Here is a 24,575-nt window from a genome sequence, read left to right on the forward strand (position 1 = left end):
AGGATCGAAAGCCGGCTCCAGATCACCCTTGGAGATCGAGACTGATTCAACCAAAACCAGTCGTACTGACAAAATCACTGAGCAGTAAGACTGACAAAGTCATTGAGCATTGACAATCCTGGGGGTGAGGGACAGTCAGGTCAAATGTCCAGTACAACGCGTATCTGCCATTCGCGGCGGTCTTGCCTCACCGACAGCCCGTGGTACGTTGCGGCCTTCACCGCCGGGCGCAGGCGGTGCCGCTGGGAGTCGGCGGACTCGCCCCGGCACTCGGCGGTGAGGGACGCGCCTTCGGGCGCCACCTTTACGGAGTAGGCGACCGGAAGGAAGTCGTGGGCTTCGTAGTGGAACAGGAGCTCGTTGAGCCAGTCTACAACCAGGGTTTCGCGGTCCGTGGAGGTGACGGCTATATGGCGAGAATGCATCTCCCGGACGGTGGAAAGGTCAGCGATTAGGTTGAACATGCCGACGGCGGCCTGGGCGAGCGCCTGCTCGAACGTTGCGCCGCGCGCTGCTACGCCAATGTCGGCAGTGTGCTCGAAGTAGTCGTAGGTCATGGAAGAGAATTATGAATTATGAAGGATGAATGGTGAAGGTTCGATCCGAAAGGTCCCCTTCCTCATTTCATACTTCATAATTCATCCTTCATAATTCTCACTTTGCCGGTCGGTACACCAGCACCGGCACCGCGCTGGCGTGGACTACCTTCTCCGTCACGCTGCCCATTACCCAGCGGCCTATGCCGGAGCGGCCGTGCGTGGCGATGGCGATCATCGAGTTCGGGCGGTTCCTGGCGTGCTCTACAATCGCATTGGCGGGCTCTCCGTGGAGCACTTTCCAGCCGGTCGCGACCCCCTCGGAGTGCATGCGCATCGCGATCTCCGTGAAGTACGCGCTGGCTTCTCGTTCTGACTTGTCCAGTATGTCTTGTGGGTGCGATACCATCTCCGGCCCCAGGTACAGCTGCGAGAGCTTTGGTATGGAAAGCACCAGTGTCGCCCGTGCTTTCAATCCCATCGCGACCTCATGGACCAGCGGTAGAACGGTCTCTGCCATCTCGGAAGTGTCAAGCGCGACGATGATCTCCTCAACAAAACCCAGCGCGGTCTTTGCAGGGTCAAGCTTCGGTACCAGGAGCAGTGGCGAGCGAGAGTTCTGTACGAGGTGGCTTGCTACGCTGCCCATGAGCACGCCGTCGCCTGACCTGCCGTGCGCGGACACCGCAATCAGGTCCGGCCTCACGTCGCCTCCGTATTCGACGATGACGGACGACGGGTCACCCATCGCGACGGCGCTGTCCGCCTGGATGCCGGCATCCTTCATTTTGCCTACCTGCTGCAGCAAGTAATGTTGGGCCGCCTGGTACGACCGCGACTGGATGCGCTCAAGGTACTGCTGCTGCTCGGCCTCGCTCTTAAGCTTGCCGGCAACAGCTCGAGACCCGCCGATCACGTGCAGGAGCATCACGCGGGCGCTCAAACTGGCCGCGATGGCGTATACGTATGGAATGACGGCCTCGGCCTGCGGGGAGCCGTCGAGCGGCACAAGGATGCTTTTGATCGGCATTGGCCTGCTCCTGCGAGAGGGTTGTGACCCAATTCTGGATGCGCCGGCGCGACATTGTCAAGGCGCTTGCCAAGCGCCTCAGCGAGAGGTTTCGACGGCCACAAATCCACTAGTGCGACGAAATCGACTATGCTATACTGCCGTAAGCTTTGAGGATGGGTATTTGCGCCCATTCCTCCGGATACGTTTACCCGGCCAACGGGCCTTCCAGGACAGTCAAGAATGATCGAGCTTATCAAGGGCGGAAGTGTAACCTCCGCGAAGGGCTTTATCGCCGGCGGCACATACGCAGGCCTCAAGCGCAGCGGCGAGGACGTGCTGGACCTGGGCCTTCTATATTCAGAAGTGCTGGCCAACGTCGCGGCTACTTTCACGACCAATATGGTGAAATCTCCCTCCGTGGTGCTGAGCCAGAGGCGCGTCGCAAAAGGCAAAGCCCGCGCCGTCGTCGCCAATAGCGGATGCGCCAACGCGTGCGTGGGTGAGCAGGGGCTCAAGGACGCTGAGGAGTTCACAGCCTTGGCGGCCAAGCACGTAGGCATCCAGCCGGAAGAAGTATTGATCTGCTCGACAGGCCTCATCGGCGTGGAGCTTCCGATGGCGCTCATCCGCCACAACATCGGGAATATCCACCTGAGTGAGCACGGCGGCCACAAGTTCGCCCGCGCAATTATGACCACCGACTCTCATCCGAAAGAAATGGCCATCTCCGTGGACCTTTCGGGTCGCAAGGTGACGCTCGGCGGCGCAGCCAAGGGTGTGGGCATGATCCATCCCAACATGGCGACCATGCTGTGCTTTATCGCCACGGACGCGCCCGTCGGGCTGGAGTTCCTTCGCAAGGCCACCAAAGAGGCGATAGAGACCTCATTTAATCAGATCGACGTCGACGGCGACACCAGCACGAACGACACATGCATCGTGATGGCGAACGGCAAGGCCGGTGGCCAGCCCGTAGAGGCGAACCCCGCGGACGCGAAGGCGTTCCAGGAGGCCCTCACCTACATCTGCATCAGCCTTGCCAAGGAGCTCGCGCGCGACGGCGAGGGCGCTCAGCGCCTTCTTGAGGTCGTCGTTGACGGCGCCAAGACCGTTGCGGACGCCCGCAAGGCGGCGCGCGAGGTCTGTGGCTCCAACCTTGTAAAGTCGATGGTGCACGGTCGCGACCCTAACTGGGGCCGCATAATGATGGCGCTCGGGAAGAGCGGCATCGATTTCGATGAGAGCAAAGTGGATATATTCATCAACGATATCCACATAGTCCACGACGGTGTGTCCATCCCGTACATGAAAGAAGCCGTTATCTCGGCTATGAGCGTCCCGGACGTGCAGTTCCGGTTGAGCCTTCACGCCGGCGAGGCCTCCGGCACTGCTTGGGGCTGCGACCTGACCGAGGAGTACGTTACCTTTAACTCGGCGTACGCCACATAAGGGCCCTGGATTGACCCACCCACACATCATCCCTCACAACCGTTCCGCCCGCTTTCTCCGACGAAACACCGTCGCTTAAGCAGCGCGCGCCTCGCAACAAGGCGGCGGCGCGCGCCGTCATTAACCTCACAGGACCAGGGGACCACCCTCCCCGGACTCGCGTATGGAATCCAATACATTGAACATTAACCCTTTTCCTATCAATCATGAAGGCACGACCCAGGGTATGACGCAACCTAATCCCGGCCAGGACGTTAATCCTAAGAAGGGGACGGCAGCCACAGGCAGCCTGCTGGTGAAGATCGGCGGCAGCACCCTCGGCAGCCACGACACGACGCTTGTTGATATCATCGCCCTGCAAAAACGCGGCGTTATCCCGGTGGTGGTGCACGGCGGCGGCAAGGTCATTTCCGAGTGGATGGAAAAGCAGGGTGTACGCCCGCGGTTCGTTAACGGCCTCAGGGTGACAGATCCCCAGAGCATGGACATCGTGACCGCAGTCCTGACAGGCCTCATCAACAAGCAGCTGGTGGCGACAATCAATGCCATGGGCGGTAAGGCCGTGGGCCTTTCCGGTGCGGACGGCGGTATGATGGAGGCCGAAATAATGGACCGTGAGCTCGGCCTTGTCGGCAACGTCACTAAGGTGAACGCCGACCCCATCCTGGCAGTGATGGAGCGCGGTTTTATGCCGGTTATCGCGCCGGTGGCCGTCAAGGCGGGCGCCGTTCCCGGTGCCCCGGTCACGCTCCTGAATATCAACGCGGACACGGCGGCCGGCCAGATAGCAGTCGCCCTCCGGTCCGAGAAGCTCGTCTTCATGACCGACGTGGAAGGCGTTAAGGACTCCTCTAATCGAGTCATCTCGCGCCTGACGGAGCGCCAGGCAAAAGAGCTCGTGGACTCGAAAGTGATCGCCGGGGGAATGATCCCCAAGATCGGAGCGTGCCTGCTCGCGCTCCACGGCGGCAGGTCGACTCACATCGTGGACGGGCGCAAGCCCAATGCGCTGATGGACGTGCTGAACGGCGCGGCCATCGGCACCAGAGTGGGGTAGGTGAGCATAGATGTCGTTTGATATTCCGCGCCGCCCAAACATGCCGTTCGACCTGACCGGCGCGATGACACCCGAGCTGCGCAGCCGGATCAAGTGGATCGTTATCATCTCCGCGGTGATTGCGACGTTCGCGTTCGCGAACTTCCTGCGCGGCGTGTTCACTGACCTCTTCTGGTTCGAAGAGGTTGGGTACCGGGATGTCTACCTTAAGATCCTGACGACGAAGGCAGCCCTTTTCATAGGTGCGGGCGCGGTTTTCGCACTCCTGTGCGGCACAAGCATTTACTTCGCCCTGCGGATTTCGCAGTGCCCCGAGCTCGTGCCCATGCCCGCAGGCACCAAAGAGTTCCTGCGCCGCCTCATCCTCTGGGGCGCCATTGTCATCGTTCTCGTTCTGAGCGGGGTCTTCGGCTCTATCGCGGCCACCCAGTGGGCACTCGTGATGCGGTACGGCGCCGCAGTGCCGTTTGGCATAACCGAGCCGATCTTCAGTCGCGACGCCGGTTTCTACGTATTCACGCTCCCTCTCTACGACATGGTCCAGACCTGGCTCCTCGCGGCCGGCATCGCCGTGCTCATATCCACACTCTTCGCGTACTTCGTCAGCTACAACTTCCGCGGCGTCGGTTTTCCCCTGAACCCTGCTTTCAAGGTCCATATCTCCACCATCGGCGCGTCAATCATGTTTGCGCTGGCGGTAGGACACTGGATCGACAGGATGAACATAGTTCTCTCGGCAAAGGGTTCAATCTTCGGCGCCTCTTATACGGATGTTCATGCCTCGGAGCCCGCGTTCCTCATTCTGACATTTATCGCCATCGCATGCGGCATTCTAATGCTGGTGAACGCCTACGTACGCGGCCTGCGGCTGCTGGGCGGTGCGCTCGCGCTGTGGGCAGTCGCGGCCATTGCGCTCGGCTCAGGGTGGCCGAACGCGATGCAGCGCATTTCTGTGAACCCGAACGAGTTCGCTCTTGAGCGCCAGTACATCCGGAACAATATCGAATTCACGCGCCTGGGTTATGGACTGGACAATATCCAGAGCCTCCAGTACCCGGCCGTGCCCGGCATGACGCGCGACCTCATAGACCAGAACCCGGAATCGATCGAGAACATCCGCCTATGGGACAACGGCCCGCTGTCCAATGTCTACAAGCAGATCCAGCAGATCAGGCCTTACTACACCTTCAACGAGGCAGACATCGACCGCTACATGATCGGCGGGGAGCTGAGGCAGGTGATGCTCGCGGCGCGCGAGGTTGAGCAGAGCCAGCTCGGCCCTGCAGCCCAGACTTGGGTCAACACCAAGCTGCGCTATACGCACGGCTTCGGTATTGCAATGAGCCCCGTTACTGAGTTCACGCCCGAAGGCCGCCCGCTTTTCTACGCTAAAGATATCCCGAACGACGGCATCATAAGGATTTCCGCCCCCGGCGCGGCTCAGCCGGAGCAGCTAATAACCAACCCGCGCATCTACTACGGAGAGATGACGGACGAGTACGTATTCGTGGACACGAATACCCCTGAGCTGGACTATCAGCTGGAAGGCTCTGAAGCCAAGGACTTCTACTACGACGGCGCCGGCGGAGTGCCGATTAACTCGTTCATCCGCCGCCTCGCGTACGCGTGGCAGTTCAGCGATATGGCGATCCTGCTTACGAACGAGTTCAAGGCGGAAAGCAAGATTATGTACCGCCGCACGGTCCGCGACCGCGCCCATGCGATCGCCCCGTTCCTGAGAATGGACGAAGACCCGTACATCGTCGCAGCGGATGGAAAGCTCTTCTGGATGCTGGACGCCTACACAACGAGCAGCCACTTCCCTTACTCGGAACAAGTCGGCACGGGGATCAATTCCTACAACTACATTCGCAACAGTGTGAAAGTGACCGTGGATGCCTTTGACGGCACAGTCCAGTTCTATATCGTCGACCAGAATGACCCCGTTGCAGCCACGTACGCGAATATCTTCCCGACACTCTTCAAGCCAATCGACGCAATGCCGGATTCGCTAAGGTCGCACATCCGTTACGCCAATAACATCTTTAGTGTGCAGGCGGAGAAGTTCCTGCGTTACCATATGACCGACCCGCAGGACTTTTACAACCGCGAGGACCTGTGGCGTCTGGCACGAGAGAAGGTGGGAATCTCCGGGCAGCTCGAGCAGGTTGAGCCTTACTACGCCATCATGAAGCTGCCGGGCGAGACAGTTCCCGAGTTCGTGCTCCTGACGCCGTACACGCGCAATGATCCGCCGATCATGGCCGGCTGGCTGGCGGCCCGGAGTGACGGCGATAACTACGGCGAGCTTCAGGCGCTGATCTTCCCGCGCGACAGGCAGGTGGACGGCCCCGAGCAGGTTGAGGCGAAGATCGATAACGACCCGTTCATTTCCGAATGGTTCACGCTGCGGTGCCAGGGCGGCTCAACCTGCATACGCGGCAACCTGCTCGTAATACCGGTGATTCACGAAGACACTTACGGCCTGCTGTACGCGGAGCCCGTGTACCTGCAGGCTGCCGGCATCGAGTTCCCGGAACTGAAGCAGGTGGTGCTGGCGTCCGGCGAACGGGTGGTCATGAGGGAATCCGTGCCAGTCGGCATAGACGCGCTCGTTGGCGCGTCGGTCCAGCCGCCTCCGCCTCCGGTAACGGAGCCCGGCGACCTGGACGCGATTCGCGAGAGCCTACGGAATATGAAGAACGCCGTCCAGGGGCTGCTTGACAGCATCCTGGATCTCGAAGAGACGCTCGAAGGCCTCGAGCAAACCCCGGGAGGACAATAGATGACAACAGACTGGAAGGAAGTTGAAAAGAAGTACTACATGCAGGTCGTCCGGCGCCAGCCGATCGTGATCGTGCGAGGCGAAGGGACCAGGGTCTGGGACGACGCCGGCAAGGAGTACCTGGACTTCACCGGCGGGTGGGCCGTCGTCAATGTCGGCCACGCCAACCCTGTAGTCGCCGAGGCGATAGCGAAGCAGGCGAAGGCGCTTCTCCAGACCTCCAACCAGTTCTACACGATCCCGCAGCTCGAGTTGGCCCGAATACTCGTTGATAACAGCTGCATGGACCGCATCTTCATCGCAAACAGCGGCGCCGAGGCCAATGAGGGCATGATCAAGCTTGCCCGAAAGTACGGCATCACGAAGAAGAACGGCGCGCACGAGATCATCACAATGGACCACTCCTTCCACGGGCGAACGCTCGTGACGATGGCCGCCTCCGGAAAGCCCCTGGACAGCTTCCTACCGGCCCCAATGGGGTTCAAGGTGGTTGAGTATAACAACCTGGACGCCATCAAGCGCGCGACGACCGAGAAGACAGCTGCCGTGATGATGGAGCCTGTGCAGGGAGAGGGCGGCGTAAACGTTCCGTCGAAGGAGTACATGAAGGCCGTGCGGAAGTGGTGCACGGACAACGGCATGCTCCTGATCTTCGACGAGGTGCAGTCCGGCATCGGCCGGCTTGGGACGCTGTTCGGCTACCAGGCGTTCGACGTCGAGCCGGACGCGATGTCCCTTGCCAAAGGCCTCGGCGGCGGCGCGCCCATCGGCGCGTTCCTGACGAAGGAGTTCTGCAACGTTCTTGCGCCGGGCGACCACGGCTCCACCTTCGGCGGCAACCCGCTCGCTAGCGCAGCGGCGTACGCGGCGGTGAAGTACGCCATCGATAACAACGTTCCCGCGAACGCCGTCAAGATGGGCGAGCGGCTCAGGGCCGGCCTGGGCAAGCTGAAGACGAAGCATAGCTTCATCAAGGAAGTCCGCGGCGTGGGCCTGCTGAACGCCGTGGAGTTCAATATCGAGATCTCGGCGGCGACGCTGACGGCGGCGAATGGCCTGGGCCTGCTGCTGAACGCCCCGAGGCCGAACATCGTCCGCTGGATGCCACCGCTGACGGTAAACGCCGCGGAGGTGGACAAGGCGGTGGGGCTGTTCGAGAAGGCGATCGTTGAGGGCGCGAAGACGGCAACGGCGAAGAAGTAAGAGAAGGCGAATTATGAATGATGAATTATGAAGTATGAAGTGGGGATCGAAGGCATTCGGATCGATCCTTCATCATTCATACTTCATAATTCATACTTTTCTTCAAGAGGTACTCTGTGAACTGGCGCGAGTTGAAAGATAAGAATGTAAAGCTCCTTGGCGGCGCGGTGTCCGGCGGGCTGGATAGCTGCACGGTCACGCACTGGCTAACGTCAAAGGGGTTCGAGGTCTCCGGCTTCACGGTGGACCTGGGCCAGCCGGACGAGGAGAGCCTGGACGGCATCAAGGACCGCATGCTCGGCTCCGGCGCGGTGGAGGCGATGATCGTGGACGGCAAGCAGGCGCTTGCCGAGGCCGGTCTCAGGGTCATCCAGGCACAGGCGCGGTACGAGGGCGAGTACTGGAACACGACGGGAATCGCGCGGCCGATCACGGTGGGCGCGATCCTGCCGGAGCTGAAGAGGCGCGGCATCCCCGTGCTGTTCCATGGCGCGACCGGCCGAGGCAACGACCAGGTGCGCTTCCAGCTCACGATGAACATGCTCGCGCCCAAGATGGACGTCTACGCCCCGTGGCGAGACCCCGAGTACGTGGCGCAGTTCCCCGGCCGCAAGCAGATGATCGAGTACTGCCACAAGAACAACATCCCCATCAGGCCGTCCAGCCAGTCGCGCTACTCTACGGACGCCAACTTCCTGGGGCTCACGCACGAGGCGGGCGACCTTGAAGAGGTCACGATCTCGCCGACGTTCGTCGATCCGGGCATGGGCGTGTGGCCGTGGGACGGCGAGGACAAGTACGAGACGGTGACCGTCCGCTGGGAGGAGGGCACGCCGGTCTCGATTAACGGCAACGCGATGGGCCTCGTTGAGATATTCCAGGCCGCCAACAGGATCGGCGGGAAGCACGGCGTGGGCATCGGCACGCACGTCGTCGAGAACCGGTTCGTGGGGATAAAGTCGCGCGGCATCTACGAGGCACCGGGCATGGAGCTGCTGGGCCGCTCCTACGAGTTCCTGCTGCAGTTCATCCTGGACCGCCGCGCGCGGGAGCTGCACGCGTACCTATCCTCGATCATCAGCCGGCAGATATACCAGGGCTACTGGCTGGACCTGACCACGACCGCCGCGCTGGCCGCGCTGGAGCCGATCAACCGGCTCGCGACGGGCACGATCACTGTGCGCCTCTACCGGGGCACGGTCGGCTTCGACACGGCGGACGACACGCTAGAGGCGATGCCGCACTCGCTGTACACGGACGACTCGTCGATGGAGGCCATCGGCTCCTACGGCCACGCGGACGCGGAAGGCTTCCTGAAGGTGCTCCAGGTCTCCGCGCGCAACGTGGGCGTGCGGCAGTTCCCGGCGCTGGGGCGGGAAGAGTAGGAGTTTAACCGCAGATTACGCAGATTACGCAGATTATTTTGTCTGGCGTGCGGGGTTGTCTGGAGGTGGTTATGGCACAGTGGCATGACCACTTGAGGGCAATATCGGACACCAGAAAAAGAAATCTGCGTAATCTGCGTAATCTGCGGTTAACTTCTTAGAGGTCTTCATGACGCAATACGATGTCATAGTCATCGGCGGCGGGGCGGCGGGGATGATGTGCGCCGTGGAGGCCGGGAAGCGCGGGCGGCGCGTGCTGGTGATCGAGCACGCTGAGAAGGTGGGGAAGAAGATTCTCATCTCCGGCGGCGGCCGCTGCAACTTCACGAACCTCAACGCCGAGCCCGAGAAGTTCCTCTCGCAGAACCCCCATTTTTCCGTATCCGCCCTCACCCGCTACACGCAGCACGACTTCATCGACCTCGTCAAAAAGCACCGCATCCGCTACCACGATAAGCACCTGGGCCAGCTATTCTGCGACACCGCGTCGTCCGAGATCGTCCAGATGCTGCTCGCCGATTGCGCCGCCGTGGGGGTGGAGCTCCGAGTGGAGTGCAAGGTTGAGCGCATCGACCGGCGGGACGGGTACGCGGTAGAGACCTCGATGGGGCGGTTCGAGGGGGAGTCGCTGGTGATCGCGACGGGCGGGCCTTCGATACCGAAGATGGGCGCGACGGGGTTTGCGTACGACGTCGCGCGGCAGTTCGGGCTGCGGGTGACGGAGACGCGGCCGGCGCTGGTGCCGTTCACCCTCCATCCGAAGGACCTCGATGTGTTCGGCAAGCTGTCCGGGGTGTCGTTCATGGCGACGGCGACGTGCGACGGCGTGACGTGGCGGGAGAGCGTCCTGTTCACGCACCGCGGCCTCAGCGGGCCGGCGGTGCTGCAGATATCGTCGCACTGGCGTGAGGGCAAGCAGGTGGTCATCGACATGCTCCCCGACCTGGATCTCCGCGACCACCTAGGCAGGATGAAGGCCGCGCGCCCGAAGGCCGAGCTGAAGACGCTCATGGCCGAGCTGCTCCCCAAGAGGATCGCCGAGACGATGTGCGACGTGTACCTGGAGAACCGCCAGATAGGGCAGGCCTCCAACCGCGAGCTGGACTCGGCGGCGGCTGCGTTCAAGCAGTGGACGCTCACCCCGGCGGGCACGGAGGGGTACCGCACGGCGGAGGTAACGCTGGGCGGCGTGGACACGGCGGAGCTGTCGTCCAAGACGATGGAGGCGCGCAAGGTGCCGGGGCTGTTCTTCGTGGGCGAGTGCGTGGACGTGACCGGCCCGCTGGGCGGCTACAACTTCCAGTGGGCGTGGTCGTCAGGCTGGGTGGCGGGGCAGTCGGTCTAGGAAGAAGATTAAGCGCAGAGGACGCAGAGGGAAGACGCAGAGGGGGAAGAAAGAAACTCAAGTCTATCAATCAAAGTGCCCTCTTGATTTCCTGTTGCACAACACGCATTATGCTTACATATGTTCTATTTCTCGCCGATCCTATGGACCGTTTTGGGGGTTAGAATGCCGAATCAGATCTGTCCTCTGTGCGTCAAGCAGGCGTCTGTAATAGTGCCGAGCGACGGTATGTTTATGCGATTTGTGGAGTGCTCGACCTGTGGTAGATACGCAATTGATATGCAATTGGCAGATAGTGGGTTTGATGAAGCGAACGATAAACGGCATGTCCTTTCCTACCTAACGCGAGGTGAATCTGATGCGGGTCGATTTCTGAAAATAAAGGTCGACAACTTTAAGGCTATGATAGGGTCTGTTCCGGACGAAACACCGCTCGAAAAACTGGACCGCGTTCTTCTGTTGTATAGCAAGACCCAGAAGTGGGCCGATCAATACGTGGAGTTGGATTTCAATGCTAACTATCCATTGGTGTTGGCTCGCGACAAAGAAGAGTTTCAGGCGCTCAAGGAGAACCTTGTTCAGCAGAAATTACTTCAGGCGACTTCCGATCGATTAGCCCGTGATTGGCGAATCAGGCTTACTCCCGATGGATGGAAACGGGCGAAAGAGATTGCCAAACTTCAGGGGGACTCTGACCAAGCCTTCGTCGCAATGTGGTTCCATGATTCCGTGTCACAGGCCTGGACCGATGGGATCAAGGTGGCTTTGGAGGCGACCGAGTATAAGCCGCTTAGAATCGATCAAGTCCAACACAATGACAAAATAGATGACAGAATAGTTGCTGAGATTCGTCGAAGCAGTCTCTTGGTCGCCGATGTTACGGGGCAGCGGCCTGGAGTATATTTTGAGGCTGGTTTCGCCAAGGGACTAAACATGGACGTTATCTGGACTTGCCGCGAAACTGACATCGGTACTGTTCATTTTGATACTCGTCAATTCAATCACATTGTGTGGAGAGAGCCAACCGACCTGAAATTGCAACTGGCTGACAGGATCGCCGCGACGATCCCTGGTCGGAGAATTGATGAGGCTAGGCTGGGACGCCCGACCACGCCTAGACCATAGATACGATGGAAAGTGAGGCGCTTCGCAGGTGTGATTGCCGTCACAGGCGGTAAGCGTCGCCCCGCCCGGCCCAGCCCCAAGATCACCCTCTCTGTCGCGCAGGGCCGCGACATCTCCCACATCGAGGGGGAGAAACAAGAACCGCCCCTGCTCTGCGTCTTCCCTCTGCGTCCTCTGCGCTTAATCCCCCTCTTCGCTGCTACAATGTCCGCATCTTTTTCGGGAGTTCTTTTGATGGCTACGTTCGATACCCTCATTCTTAATGGCACGATTGTGGACGGCACCGGGAAGCCCGGGTACCGGGGGGATGTGGGTATCAGGGGGAAGAGGATTGAGGCGGTGGGGGAGCTGGGGAAGGCGGAGGCGAGGGAGCGCATCGATGCGAAGGGGCATGTGGTTGCTCCGGGGTTTATCGATATTCACACGCACTCGGATGTGACGGTGCTGGACGATCCGGGCGCGGAGAGCATGGTGTACCAGGGTGTGACGACGCAGGTGGTGGGCAACTGCTCGTACTCGGCGTTCCCGTGCGGCGTGGCCACGCCGCAGGCGCTGAAGGAGATCATGGGGACGACGATGTCGTCGGTGGTGGAGTGGGACTGGCGGACGATGGACGAGTGGGCGAACCGCATCGACTCCAACGGCGTGTCGATCAACGTGGCGGCGCTGGTGGGCAACGCGGCGCTGCGCGTGGGCGTGGGCGCGCTGATGGATAGGCCGGCGACGGCGGAGGAGCTCAAGGGGCAGCAGCGGCTGGCGATAGAGTGCGTGGAGCAGGGCGCGTTCGGGATGTCCACCGGGCTGACGCTGATGCCCTCGATGTACGCGGACGTGGCCGAGGTGGCGGCCGTCTGCAAGGCGATACAGCCGTACGGGGCGATCTACGCGACGCACGCGCGGGTGCTGCCGGGGCTGCTGGTCAAGATGATCGAGGAGGCGGCGGAGGTCGGCAGGCGGTCGGGCATCGGCGTGCAGTTCTCACACCTGGCGATCAACGACTTCCGCTTCTTCGGCACCGGGCAGAGGATGATCGACGTGTTCGATCGCTCTCGGGCCGAGGGGATCGACATCACGTACGACATGTACCCCTACACGGCGGCGGGCATCGACCTGCACCAGACCGCGCCGATCTGGCTCAAGGAGGGCGGCCTGCATCCGCTGCTGGTCAGGCTCGCGGACAAGAAGGCGCGCAAGAAGGCGATCGACGAGATGAACTCCGGGCTGGACGGCGGGCCGGTGACGGACTGGAAGACGGTCGTGATCACGATGACGGCGACCGAGAAGAACCGCTGGACGGTGGGGAAGTCCATCGAGCAGGTTTCCCAGCAGACCGGAGAGGCGCCATCCGAGGCGGTGCTGCGCCTGCTGGGCGAGGAGAAGGACGAGATATCCGCGACGTGGCACAACCGCAACGAGATAGACATGCGCTATTTCATGTCGCAGACGATGGGCATGATCGGCTCGGACGGCAACGCGGTGTCGCCGGACGGCCTGTACGGCAAGTCGATGCCGCACCCGCGCTTCTACGGCACGTACCCGCGCATCCTGGGCCGCTACGTGCGCGAGGTGCCGGTGCTTACGCTGGAGACGGCGGTGCGCAAGATGTCCGGCTTCCCGGCGGACAGGATGGGCATCAAGGACCGCGGCTACATCGAGAAGGGGAAGGCAGCGGACATCGTGGTGTTCAACCCGGACACGGTTCTGGACCGCGCGACGTTCGAGGCGCCGCACCAGTACCCGGTGGGGATGCCGCACGTGTTTGTGAACGGGAAGGCGGTAATCAAGGGCGGGAAGCATACGGGCGCGCGGTCGGGGCGGGTGTTGAGGAGGGGGGGAGAAGGGCGAATAGTGAATTGGGGATAGTGAGTTGAACAGCCGGAACAGCCGACACCCTCGTTGTCGCGCAAAGCCGTGTGCAATCGGGGGCATGCGGTGTCCGGCCCTATAGGCGATCGCGCCGTTACCTGGGATGGTCCAAGACCTGGCCCAGGGTGCCGGCCCTGTTCGCAGCGGGCGATTTCGAGGCGGCGAATCGGCTAAATCGAAGAGGAGACCAGTCGGGGTCTCCTCTCGATTTCGACCGGACATCGCCGAACTACTTCTTCTTGGCGGGGGCGGCAGAGGGCTTGGAGGGCGCTGCCGGCTTGGCAGGAGCGGCGGACTTGCCGGGGGCGGCCGATGCGGGCTTGGGAGGGACAGCCATGGTTCTTTGACTCCTTTCCGCCTTAAGGGCGATTTTCGTACCGTCTGGGACGAACCGATTAAAGGAGCGACCCGATATGGGGCCAGATAATCGCAGGGCAATCAGCTTGTTCTTGGTCCGCGATCATGGTATATCTCATGCAATCGGCGATTGCGTATACCTGCAAAGCTTTGCCTGCATCTTACAGCACTCATTGCGGACATTGTCAATACTTAATTTAAGAGAGTGTAAGGCATTTGCACCAAACTGTCGATTTGCGACATCGGCGATTGTAATGCCTTCCGAACTCCCCTACAGAGGCCTGCCACATGAAATTTGAAGCTCCGCTGAAGCTTGGCCTTTCACAAGAGCTGATCAACTTCTGGCAGAAGATGTTCCCCGGCTCACAGGATGTCACCATCGAAGCGCTCCTGGGAGACGAGCTGGACTACAACCGGGGCGTCTTCTACATTGCGCGCAAGGGGAACAAGCTGGCAGGCACCTGCCACGTCACAGTGCCCCTGAACATCCCTTACCTGGGCGGATTCGGCGAGGTGGCCACTGAGCTGGAGTTCCGCAGGGAGGGCATAGCCACAGAGCTTTCCAGGCAGGCGCTCGAAGAGTTCAAGGCCCTGGGCGGTCAGGCAATGTTTCTCGGCACCAGTGAGCCCGGCCCGGCGCGGATGTACCGCCGTCTTGGGTGGCACCGCCTCGCAGGCAGCAACGTCATGGCGAATATCACCACAGGCGCATCGCCTGAGGAGTACATGGTGGACTACTTCCGCCGCACCGGCAAGTTCACCGTGCAGGCCGGCGGCCCGCCGCACCGCGTGCCGATGATCCCCCTTATCCTTACTCCTCATAACGTTCAGGTGCTGGATTCCAACGTGCCGCTGTACTCCACGCCGTACAACCTGCAACGGTCCTGCATGGGCCTGTACCCGCGCTACAATGCGGTCACGAAGAACGGCTTCGGCGCCTGGTTCGCCGCAGTCACAGAAGACCACCGGATCGTTGGGCTGTCCAGTGTCCGGACCGACAAGCCCAACTCGTGCCGCGTGGACGGCTTCACTCATTACCGCTTCGCTGAAGCGTGGAAGCCGCTGATAGACGCCGCGCTGGCCTGGGGCAAGGAGAACGGCGCCACGACGGGCTACGCCGTGCTGTCGGTGGAGGACGAACAGAAGCACCAGATGTACCAGTCAGAGGGATTCGCCCGCTGGGAGCCTGGGGAAGACCTTGAGTTCGACAACCGCAAGGTGGAATCGATAAAGATGGGGAAGACCATATGAGACAGCGCCGCACTATCTACTTCAACGACGCGCGCCACTAATACCTTTTCAACTTCGACCCCCCGATGAAAATGGAGGACGCCTGGCGGCCGGTGGACGAGGTGGTGGGCACGGCCGTGGACACGCTAATCTACGGCGTGTGCCGCGACGACGGGATGTACTATGACACGAAGGTCGGCAAGATGTTCTGCGAGACCAGCAGGCCCGTGAAGTCCGCCCACTACTGGCGGGCCTACAAGTGCATGAAGAGCCTCGTAGACAGGGGGCTGGACCCGCTATCTCTCCTCGCGAACCGCGCGCACTCAAAGGGGATGGAGTTCTTAGCCAGCCTTCGCATGGCGAGCACCGAGGCCATCGACCCTCCGGGCGCAACGTTCCCGGCCAGCGGCGCAGGCCTCAGCGACGCCGGTTTCCGCGAGCAGCAGATGAAGGTCATAAGAGAGATGGCGAGCTACGACGTCGAGGGGGTGGAGCTGGACTTCGCCGCGTACCCCTCCGGCATGCAGCCCTTCCTCCCGCCGGGGCAGGAAAGCAAGTATGTGGATGTGCTGACGGAGCAAGTGCGCCAGGCCTCCCGGGCCGTCCGGGAGCGCAATGCCCGCCCGGGCCTTGTGGGCGCGCGCGTCTATGTGACGGAGGAGATGAACCTCAGACACGGCATGGACGTGCGTGCGTGGCTCAAGGAAGGGCTTCTGGACTACGTTGTCCCGATGCTCTACATCTACGCCGACTTCGATATCAACATGCCGATCGACTGGATCATCGGACCTGCGCACGAGGCGGATGTGTCCGTCTACGGCTTCATGCAGCACTATGCGCGATCAACGTTCAGCGGCGCGCCGATCAACGTGTACCCGACCACCGAAATGGCGCGGGCGGTCATAGCCAACCACTGGGACCGCGGCGTGGACGGGATCTACACCCACGCGCTCCACTGGCCGTTCGGCAGCTTGGAGTGTAGCATCCTGACGGAAATGGGAGACCCGGAAATCGTCAGGGAGGCGGACAAACGTTACTTCCTCAACAAGCGCACGGAAAAGGGCGCCGAGATGGGCTATCCCGCCCCGCTGCCGGTCACCCTTTCATCGGCCGCCCTGGGAACGCCGCACGAGATCCGGTTCCGGATCGCGGACGATGTCGAGGGCAACTCAAAACAGGTGAGGCTGGTCAAACTGAAGGTCCTGGTCACCAACTTGCTCGCGGCGGACACGATAAGATTCAAGCTCAGCGGGAAGCCGCTGGACGATGAGCACGTAACGAGTTACCACGGCGGTGGAGTATCGCTCCGCGACTTCCGCAGCACTATCCAGGAGTTCAATCTCGGGAGTGTCCGCCCGAAGAAGGGCGACAACGTCCTCACCGTCTCGCTCGACAGCCGCCCGGAAGACATGGCCGGCGATGCGACCGTGGAGGAGGTAGAGGTAATCATCGAGTACACGCCATTCCCTTCGGGAATCTAGGACGGCATCTTGTATCCGGAGACACAATGAGACAGCGCAGGAATATCTACTTCGACGACGCCCGCCACTTCTATCTGTAGAACTTTGAGCCGCCAATGCGCCTCAAGGACGCATGGGCGCCGGTGGACCAGCTTGCCGGCACGCCGATCAACACGTTCGTATACGGCGTGGCGAGGGACGACGGCCTCTTCTATCCCACGAAGGTGAGCATGCCCTTCGGCGACGATGTGAAGGAGTTCGGGAACTACGAGTGGCGGGCGCACAACGCCATCAAGTCGCTGCAGGCTGACGGGCACGACCTGCCGCAGGTGCTGATCGACCGCGCGCACCACCATGGCATGGACTTCATCGCCAGCCTTCGGCTGGGCGGCTAGGGCGGAATGGACCCCGCCCTCAGCACCCGGGGCGGCGGGCCCGGCTGGGCAGACCAGCGCGTGCGCGACCATCTTTTCGGCATCGTGCGCGAGCTGCTGGTGGGCTACAACACCCAGGGAGTTGAGTTGGACTTTGCTGCGCCGCCGGGATGGTCCGCCTTCCACCTGCGCGCAGAAGACGTAACCCAGTACACTCCCGTCGTCACCGAGTGGGTCCGCAAGGCGACGGAGACGGCGCGGAACAGGGTTGGGCAGACCGCTCTGATCGGAGTCCGAGTCTATCCCACGGAAGAGATCAACCTGGCGCACGGGGTAGATATCCGCACGTGGCTCAAGGAAGGTCTGGTAGACTATCTGTCCCCGCTCGTCTACGCACACAACCGCATCGACGCCGACACTCCGGTGGAGTGGCTCGTGGAGCTCGCGCACAAGTACAACGCATCGGTCTACCCGATTCTTATGGCCTATTACACAAACGAGGCTCGCCAATACTACACGCGCGTCTTCGCCACGCCGGCAATGTACCACGCCGCCGCGGCGAGCTACTTTGACCGCGGTTGCGACGGAATGTACTCATGGTTCATGCGATGGCCGCTTGGCGACACCGAGCGCCGAACGCTCGCGGACATTGGTAATCCCGATATCCTGCGCGAGAGCACCAAGCACTACGTCGTTAACCGGAAGTCGGACTACACGGACAAGCTGGGTTTCAAACGCCCGCTCCCTCTGGAGATCAACTGCGTGGATCCTGGCAAGAGGCACGCAATACCCTTCTACCTGGCCGACGACCCTGTTGAGAGCAAGGGACGTATCCATGAAATCCGCATCAGGATGCGGCTGCACAACATGGTCAGTGCGGACAGGATATCGCTGTTCCTTAACGGGCAGTCGCTGGCCGCCGAGCCCTGCGCGCACTACCGGGCTAGCAACATGTACCCGTACGACCGGTGGGCAGAGCTCACTTTGCACAGGGTGCAGCCGCGCAAGGGCCACAACGTTCTGGAGATCTCCCACGACTTCCGCCCGGAACGATTGGGTTACGGCCTTGCGGTGGAGGACCTTGAAGTGCTGGTGAAGTACAACACGTTCAGGGACGACTACGAGATGCCGAAAACGCACTAGTCGTTCCCCTGAACATGGGCATCATGACCGCCGTTGCCGCGCCTCGCAGCACCAGGGCTATGACAAACATTGTCATGATCTGGTGCGTGAAGATTGTGGGCACTCGAGGCGCCAGGTATGCGGCCAGTAATGCCCCGGCCAGGCTGCCGGTGGAGCCCATAACGCGGTAAAGGCTGACGGCGCGGGGCCGCTCCTCGTCGGAGGCATTTTCAAGGCAGAAGTTGTACAGGCAAAACCCCCACCCTGATGTTGTCAGGCCCGTAAACGCGTAGACAGCACCGATCCACCAGGGGCTGGGATGGAGCATGATCAAGACGGGGAAGGCAGAGAGGACTGTGGCGCAGATGGCCATGACCTTCCAGTTGCCGTAGCGGTCTGCGAATCGGCCCCAGAACGGCATGGTGACGATTGCCGCGATGCTGGACGCAATGCCGAACGTGATATACCTACTCACGGATAGGCCGAGGTCGTTCAGGAGATACACGCCAAAGAACGGCGCCGCGAAGTACCCGCCGATATACGCCACGCACATGTATATGTAGAACATCCCCAATCGCGTGCGCGGCGTGACCAGGCTGAGTAGCTTCCACGGCGGTGGGTTGACCGCTACCTTCAAGTCCGGCCGAGGGTCCTCTACCGTCATGAACATCACTGCGGAGATTATCCGGGCCGCGGTGCCCAGCGCGAACAACGCGACAAATACTCCTGCGGCCATTCCTCCCGCACCGTCGCCCTCGAATCGACCTCCCTGGAAGAGCCCCGGGCCGTACGCCCCTGTGATCCCGATTACCACTGAAATGGCCGTTGTCATAGCTCCCCGCACTCCCATATAGCGCCCACGACGGTGCTGCGGGACGAGGTCTGACATCCAGCTCATCCATGCCGCCTCGGTGGCCAGCAGCGCCGTCATGGCAAGGCCGGTGAGGATGATGGACGCCCATACCTGCGAGCCGTTAGGCATGGCGGGTACAAAGCAGAGCATAGCCCAGGGAATCGCGCTCAGGAGGTTTGTCGCAACGACCATTCGCTTGCGGCCGCCCATGGCCCGTGTGATGCCAGGCGTGAAATTTTGAGTAACGATAGTGAACAGCTCGGCGGAGGCGGCAAAGAGGCTCATCTGCGAAGCTGTGGCGCCCAGCTTGATCGTGAAGACGTTGAAGAAGTTCGCCTGTACGCCAGACGTCGCCGCCCACGAGCCTCCCTCGGCAAGAAACACCCTCGCGCCGCGTTTTCGACCGGGGAGATCGTACTCGCTGGGGTAAGGCGCGGACGCCTCTGGAATGCGGGTCTTCACTGTCCCGGTGACTCCCCTGAGGACTGCCTCTCCAACTCCGGTCCAGGCGACGCCTTCCCAGGGCGGAAGCGCGGCACCAGCGCGATAGTGGCGGCGCTGCGAAGGACCGTGGAAAGTACAAACATGGTCATAATCTGGTAGGCGAAAATCTGAGGCATGTGCAGGGCTATCGTCGCCGCCACGAGTGCTCCAAGCATCGCCCCCACTGCCGGGATAACCCGGTAGAGCGCAACCGCGCTGGACCTCTCTTCATCGGTGGAATGCTCCAGAACGAAGTTGTATTGGGCCATGCCCCAGCCGCCTTCGGCGAGTCCCAGCACAACGTACATGGCAAAGATGTACCAGGTCTCCTGCACCAGTATGAACAGGGTAGGCCAGAGAGAGAAGAAGACGGCGCCGGTCACGAGTACGAAGTAGTTGCCCTTGCGGTCCGCCAGCTTACCCCACAGCGGCATCACCGTCATTTGTGCTATGCCGCTGATTACGCCGGCGGCAACGAACTGCGTGTAAGACAGGCCCAGGTCGTTCAGTATGTAGATGCTGAAGAACGGACCGGCGAACGGCATGGCGAAGCGCATCGCCATCAGATAGCGATTCATCCCGCTCAGGTTCGTCTTGGCCGTAAGGTGTCTCAACATCTTCCAGGGTGGAGGCGCCGGTGAGAGACGCAGGCCCGGCCTTGGGTCGCGTGCGATTGCGAAAATCGCCGCGGAGACGAACCTCGAGACCAGCGCAAGCGCGAAGGCAGCGATGAAACCCCACTTTGCCGCGTCGCCAAGCCGGTCGAGCGCGAGCGCTCCCGTAAGCCCGAGGACGATATAGATGCCCATCTGGTAAGCACCGCGCCTGGCCATCCACCGACCGCGCATGTGGCGCGGGACCAGGTCGGACATCCAGCTTCCCCACGCGGGGTCGCTGAGAAGGGCAAGCGGGAAGGCCAGGCCTAGCAGGGCAATGGCCGCCCACACTCGCGCGCCCGCGGGCAGGAATGGGACCACCATCAGCGCCGCGAACGGAATCGCGCCGAAGACGGTGGCGATTACCGTCATCCGTTTCCGTCCGCCCAGTATCCCTACAAGCCTGGGTGCGACAAGCTGGGTGAGCATGGAGAAAAGCTCTATCGTCGCCGCCAGAAACCCCATCTGCGAGCTGGATGCGCCCATCTTGAGCGCAAAGGCGTTGCAGAAGTTGTTATACACGCCGGTGGGTATCGAGCTCGGCACGACCTCGGCCATGAACAGCTTCGCGTCGCGCTCGCGGTCAGCCGGTCCAGTCTCGGCCGGAGCATCGGGCGCCTTGGCCGGAAAGCGTTTCGTTATCATGCAGCGAGCGCCTTCCCCCGGAACCGCGGGAGCAGGGCCAACGTGGCCGCGCCGCGCAGGGCAGAGGATATGATGAACATCGTCATTATCTGGTAGGTGAGGAGCTCAGGAACCCGCGGCGCGAGAATTGCGGCCACGAGTGAGCCCGTGACGGAGCCCACGGACACAACGATACGGTAGAAGGCGACTGAGCGGGGACGGTCCTCATCCGAGCAGTTCTCCAGGACGAAATTGTACTGGCACAGCGCCCAGCCTGCGCTTGCTAGACCCATCGCAATGTTGGCCACGAACACATACCAGATCGCGGGTACGGCGATGAAGACGATCGGCCACAGGGAAAAAGTCACACCACAGACCGCCAGCACAAAGTAGTTGCCCTTCCGGTCGGCCACGCGGCCCCAGAACTGCATCGCGACCATCTGGGCTAAGCTGTTGACAACGCCGGCGGCAACGTACGCGGTGTACGACATGCCAAGATCGTTCAGCATGTATATGCCGAAGAAAGGCGCCGCGAAGAATATCGCGAAGTGTATCGCCAGCATGTAGGCGTAGAAACGGCCCAGCCGTGGATTGCCTTTCACCATCGTCGCGAGCTTCCACGGCGGCGGCATCGGCGTCATCTTCAGGTCCGGCCGCGGGTCGGCAACTCTTGAGAAGATAAATGCCGAAGCAACCCTGGCGACAAGGGCGGCGGCGAACGCGACAGCAAACCCCCATTTCACCGCTTCGCCCAGGCCGTCGAGGGTAAATGCGCCAACAAGGCCGATGCCGACGTAGACCACCAGGGCTATCGTCCCTCGTCGGCCCATCCACCTGCCCCGGCGGCCGGGAGGCACAAGGTCCGACACCCAGCTCCCCCACGGCGCGTCGCCGATCAGGGCGACGGTGAGGGTAAGGCTGATCATAATCAGGGCGGCCCACACCCGGATGCCATCCGGAAGGAAAGGGACGGCTATAAGGCCGGCCCACGGGACTGCGGCCGCGAGAGTGGAGACGACTACCATGCGTTTCCTACCGCCGGTCGCCCGCGTCAGCCACGGGGCCACGAGCTGCGAGGCGATTGAGAACGCCTCGCTCATCGCGGCAAGGAGCGCCATATGGGAGCTTGTGGCGCCCATCTTGATAATGAACGGGTGGGTAAACTGCCCATGCACGGATACGGGTGTGGAGCCCACGGCCGATTCGACAAGAAAGGCTCGTGCGCCTTCTTTGCGAGCAGGATGGTCGTAATCGGTGGCAGAAGGGGGAGCCGTTGGTTTAAGGGCCGGGGACGTGCCGGCGTTGTCTGCCGGCGTTTGCGTGGTCATCTTGGGAGTGTATTCCTGAAATCGGACGCATGAAATGCCAGCCCAGAGTACAGGCGGGGCCATGCCGTGTCAACGCTCGCCGAAAGTGGTAAATTGAGCGCGTCTCCATACCAGCAAGGGAAGGATTTTGCATATGGCCCTGACTCCCTATCGCTACAAAATCGGAATGTTCCTTAACGAAGTGCGCACTTTCACACTGGACCAGGCGCTGGCGCTGGCCCAGGATACCGGGTGCGAGTACGTCTGGTATACGCTCCTCGCCGGCGAGCCGGACTTCGCTGAGGCAACCGACAAGCAGATTGCATCTGCGATGAACAGGCTCAAGGCGCACAAGCTCAAGCTGTGGATGATCGGCACGGGCGTGACATTCAAGCAGGTCCACCTGACCGACCTTGACCTCGCCGGCATGCAGGACAACCCGCTCTTAAAGAAGGAGTTCGACGACCTGCTCAAGTGCATGGACGCCGCCGTGAAGACCGGGTGCAACACGGTGATGACCTACAGCTTCGCCTGGCCGGGCGAGTACACCGCCGCAAAGCCCACGTGGCCTATGCGGTGGCTAACCCGCGGGGGTATCATCTCGGAGCTGGACATGGACAAGCTTACCAAGGCGTTCTCGCTGGTGGCAGAGGCGGCGGAGAAGCGCAACGTGGACGTCGTGGTAGGCATGATGCCCTGGAACTACACGAGCAACACGACGAACATGCGCGCGCTGATGGAGCGGGTGAAGTCGAAGAGGCTGAAGGTGATGTGGGGGCCCGCCGACAACATCAACAGCGGCGAGATCGACGCGGTCTCGGCCAGCTTCCTGAATGTAAAGCCGTACATCAACTCCATCCACATCAAGGACCTGAGGGTCGTGGACGGCTACCACAACAAGTTCGACTACTGCCCTATCGGCGACGGCCAGGTCGATTTCCCGAGCGTCCTGCGCAGCCTGCGTGACAACAACATCCAGGCGATGCTTTCGATCTCAACGCACTTCCTCCCGCCCGGCGGCTCCAAGGAGGAGGCGATGCGGCTCAACATGTCGCGCATACAGGCGCTGACGAAACAGATCGAGTCCGAGAAGACGGTGGGGGCCGCCCGTGGATAATAAGGTGCTGCGGTGCGGCCTGATTGGCTGCGGGAAGATTGCGCGGATTCACACGCCGAACATACTGGCGACGCCGGAGGTGCAGATCGTCGCGACGTGCTGCATCGTGGAGGCGGCGTCGAAAGACTACGCGGCGAAGTTCGGGGCCGAGTACCACACGACGGACGTCGACAGGGTCCTGAAAGACCCCGAGATCGATGCGGTAATCATTTGCACGCGGCAGGACTCCCACCTGCGGCTGGCGATCGAGGCGGCGTCCGCGGGCAAGCACATCTTCATCGAAAAGCCGCTGACGGACACGATCGAGGAGGGGAAGCGGCTGCAGGAGGCGATACACAAGTCGGGCGTGAAGCTGATGAGCGGCTGGTGGTTCAAGTACTCGCCGATCACGAAGCGCCTGCGGGAGGTCATCCCTCACCCTTACTACAGCACCTTCATGTGCCGCCTGCCGTGGACGGAGCAGTACATCGTCGACGACGAGAAGGGGCCGCTCCTCTACTGGGGCCTCCTGGGCACTGCCGGCTACAACCTCCACTGGCTGTGGCACGTGATGCGCTCGCAGCCGACGGAGGTGTACGCGATGGGCTACGGTGGGAAGGCGACGAACACTAGCTCGATACTCATCAGGTTCGAGAATGGGAGCTTCGGGAACTCTGTGTTCACGGACATGGGCCTGGGCGGCATCAACCCCACGAAGTGGTACGTTGAGGTGCAGGGCGGCCCGAAGAGCGCGGCAATCCACGGCTTCACCAAGCTTGCGTTCGAGGGGACGACCGAGCCGGGCATCCCGGAGAACCGCTACCACGACGGCTTCGACAAGCACTGGAAGCTACTGGCCGACATGTGCCTGAACGGCAAGGCGAGCACGATGGACGCGTGGGAGGCCTCGATACCTACGATCTTCACCGAAAAGGCGCTGGAGTCCATGCGCACCGGGAAGTCGGTGGCGGTGGACTTCCGCAAGGAGATGTGGCTGCCGAACGGGAAGCTGCCGGAGAGCGTGGCGAAGTACGGGGACGTGTAGAGGGGGAGGCAAGTTACAGGTTACGAGTTACAAGTTACGAGTTGAATAGCCGGCGAAACTGACATCTGCAAGATATCCATGTGGACGGTGGGCCTACCACCGTCCACGTGCGCTTCAGGCGAGGCTTAAGGGAAAGAACATGACGCAGCAAACACCTCGCCGGACCATGGTTACCCTGAGATCGTCCCTGCATATTCATACTTCA

19 protein-coding genes and 1 pseudogene are annotated in these 24,575 nt (G+C 61.4%); 14 read left to right on the forward strand and 6 right to left on the reverse strand.

Annotated elements, in window-relative coordinates; translation table 11 throughout:
• Positions 1-140: 140 nt before the first annotated feature.
• Both FJ319_04815 and FJ319_04820 read right to left on the reverse strand, forming a co-directional pair.
• Positions 141-557, reverse strand: a complete 417-nt coding sequence (locus tag FJ319_04815) for an archease (GenBank protein ID MBM3933610.1) — start codon at positions 555-557, stop codon at positions 141-143.
• A gap of 97 nt (positions 558-654) precedes the next feature.
• Complete coding sequence (locus FJ319_04820; GenBank protein MBM3933611.1) at positions 655-1,566, reverse strand: universal stress protein; 912 nt, start codon at positions 1,564-1,566, stop codon at positions 655-657.
• 222 nt (positions 1,567-1,788) lie between these two features.
• On the opposite strand from FJ319_04820, the gene argJ reads away from it, so the two are divergent.
• The 8 genes from argJ to FJ319_04860 all read left to right on the forward strand — a co-directional run bounded on the left by argJ (position 1,789) and on the right by FJ319_04860 (position 13,760).
• Positions 1,789-2,997, forward strand: a complete 1,209-nt coding sequence (argJ, locus tag FJ319_04825) for a bifunctional glutamate N-acetyltransferase/amino-acid acetyltransferase ArgJ (GenBank protein ID MBM3933612.1) — start codon at positions 1,789-1,791, stop codon at positions 2,995-2,997.
• 163 nt (positions 2,998-3,160) lie between these two features.
• Entirely contained in the window at positions 3,161-4,054 is an 894-nt protein-coding gene (gene argB / locus FJ319_04830) for an acetylglutamate kinase (GenBank protein MBM3933613.1), read from the forward strand.
• Between the two features lie 10 nt (positions 4,055-4,064).
• Positions 4,065-6,839, forward strand: coding sequence for a UPF0182 family protein (locus tag FJ319_04835; GenBank protein ID MBM3933614.1), 2,775 nt, complete (start codon positions 4,065-4,067; stop codon positions 6,837-6,839).
• On the forward strand, positions 6,840-8,042 hold the full coding sequence (locus FJ319_04840; GenBank protein ID MBM3933615.1) for an aspartate aminotransferase family protein: 1,203 nt from the start codon (positions 6,840-6,842) through the stop codon (positions 8,040-8,042).
• Positions 8,043-8,158: 116 nt separating this feature from the next.
• Positions 8,159-9,427 carry an argininosuccinate synthase gene (argG, locus tag FJ319_04845; protein ID MBM3933616.1) on the forward strand — a complete coding sequence of 423 codons (1,269 nt, stop codon included), beginning with the start codon at positions 8,159-8,161 and terminating at the stop codon, positions 9,425-9,427.
• A gap of 169 nt (positions 9,428-9,596) precedes the next feature.
• Positions 9,597-10,772, forward strand: coding sequence for an NAD(P)/FAD-dependent oxidoreductase (locus tag FJ319_04850; GenBank protein ID MBM3933617.1), 1,176 nt, complete (start codon positions 9,597-9,599; stop codon positions 10,770-10,772).
• Between the two features lie 165 nt (positions 10,773-10,937).
• Positions 10,938-11,897 carry a hypothetical protein gene (locus FJ319_04855; protein MBM3933618.1) on the forward strand — a complete coding sequence of 320 codons (960 nt, stop codon included), beginning with the start codon at positions 10,938-10,940 and terminating at the stop codon, positions 11,895-11,897.
• Between the two features lie 204 nt (positions 11,898-12,101).
• Entirely contained in the window at positions 12,102-13,760 is a 1,659-nt protein-coding gene (locus FJ319_04860; GenBank protein ID MBM3933619.1) for a D-aminoacylase, read from the forward strand.
• A gap of 232 nt (positions 13,761-13,992) precedes the next feature.
• Here the strand turns inward: FJ319_04860 and FJ319_04865 are convergent.
• Positions 13,993-14,085: pseudogene (locus FJ319_04865) on the reverse strand (histone H1).
• A gap of 323 nt (positions 14,086-14,408) precedes the next feature.
• Here FJ319_04865 and FJ319_04870 point away from each other — a divergent pair.
• The 4 genes from FJ319_04870 (at position 14,409) to FJ319_04885 (ending at position 18,327) form a co-directional block, all read left to right on the forward strand.
• Complete coding sequence (locus tag FJ319_04870; GenBank protein ID MBM3933620.1) at positions 14,409-15,371, forward strand: GNAT family N-acetyltransferase; 963 nt, start codon at positions 14,409-14,411, stop codon at positions 15,369-15,371.
• Positions 15,372-15,436: 65 nt separating this feature from the next.
• Positions 15,437-16,831: a hypothetical protein gene (locus FJ319_04875; protein MBM3933621.1), complete on the forward strand. Its 1,395-nt coding sequence runs from the start codon at positions 15,437-15,439 to the stop codon at positions 16,829-16,831.
• Between the two features lie 95 nt (positions 16,832-16,926).
• Complete coding sequence (locus FJ319_04880; GenBank protein ID MBM3933622.1) at positions 16,927-17,205, forward strand: hypothetical protein; 279 nt, start codon at positions 16,927-16,929, stop codon at positions 17,203-17,205.
• Positions 17,206-17,211: 6 nt separating this feature from the next.
• Positions 17,212-18,327, forward strand: a complete 1,116-nt coding sequence (locus FJ319_04885) for a hypothetical protein (protein MBM3933623.1) — start codon at positions 17,212-17,214, stop codon at positions 18,325-18,327.
• On the opposite strand, the gene FJ319_04890 is transcribed toward FJ319_04885, so the two are convergent.
• The 3 genes from FJ319_04890 to FJ319_04900 are packed head-to-tail and all read right to left on the reverse strand — an operon-like array spanning position 18,293 to position 22,313.
• Positions 18,293-19,621 carry an MFS transporter gene (locus tag FJ319_04890; protein ID MBM3933624.1) on the reverse strand — a complete coding sequence of 443 codons (1,329 nt, stop codon included), beginning with the start codon at positions 19,619-19,621 and terminating at the stop codon, positions 18,293-18,295. The two genes, FJ319_04885 and FJ319_04890, sit on opposite strands and share 35 nt — an antisense overlap.
• Positions 19,618-20,943 carry an MFS transporter gene (locus FJ319_04895; protein ID MBM3933625.1) on the reverse strand — a complete coding sequence of 442 codons (1,326 nt, stop codon included), beginning with the start codon at positions 20,941-20,943 and terminating at the stop codon, positions 19,618-19,620. The genes FJ319_04890 and FJ319_04895 overlap by 4 nt, the downstream gene beginning before the upstream one ends.
• Positions 20,940-22,313, reverse strand: a complete 1,374-nt coding sequence (locus FJ319_04900; protein MBM3933626.1) for an MFS transporter — start codon at positions 22,311-22,313, stop codon at positions 20,940-20,942. The genes FJ319_04895 and FJ319_04900 overlap by 4 nt, the downstream gene beginning before the upstream one ends.
• Positions 22,314-22,383: 70 nt before the next feature.
• Here FJ319_04900 and FJ319_04905 point away from each other — a divergent pair, with 70 nt between their 5' ends.
• Complete coding sequence (locus FJ319_04905) at positions 22,384-23,346, forward strand: sugar phosphate isomerase/epimerase (GenBank protein MBM3933627.1); 963 nt, start codon at positions 22,384-22,386, stop codon at positions 23,344-23,346.
• On the forward strand, positions 23,339-24,370 hold the full coding sequence (locus tag FJ319_04910) for a Gfo/Idh/MocA family oxidoreductase (protein MBM3933628.1): 1,032 nt from the start codon (positions 23,339-23,341) through the stop codon (positions 24,368-24,370). The genes FJ319_04905 and FJ319_04910 overlap by 8 nt, the downstream gene beginning before the upstream one ends.
• Positions 24,371-24,575: the final 205 nt, after the last annotated feature.

Source organism: SAR202 cluster bacterium (assembly GCA_016872355.1).
Classification (GTDB): domain Bacteria; phylum Chloroflexota; class Dehalococcoidia; order Lucifugimonadales; family VGZY01; genus VGZY01.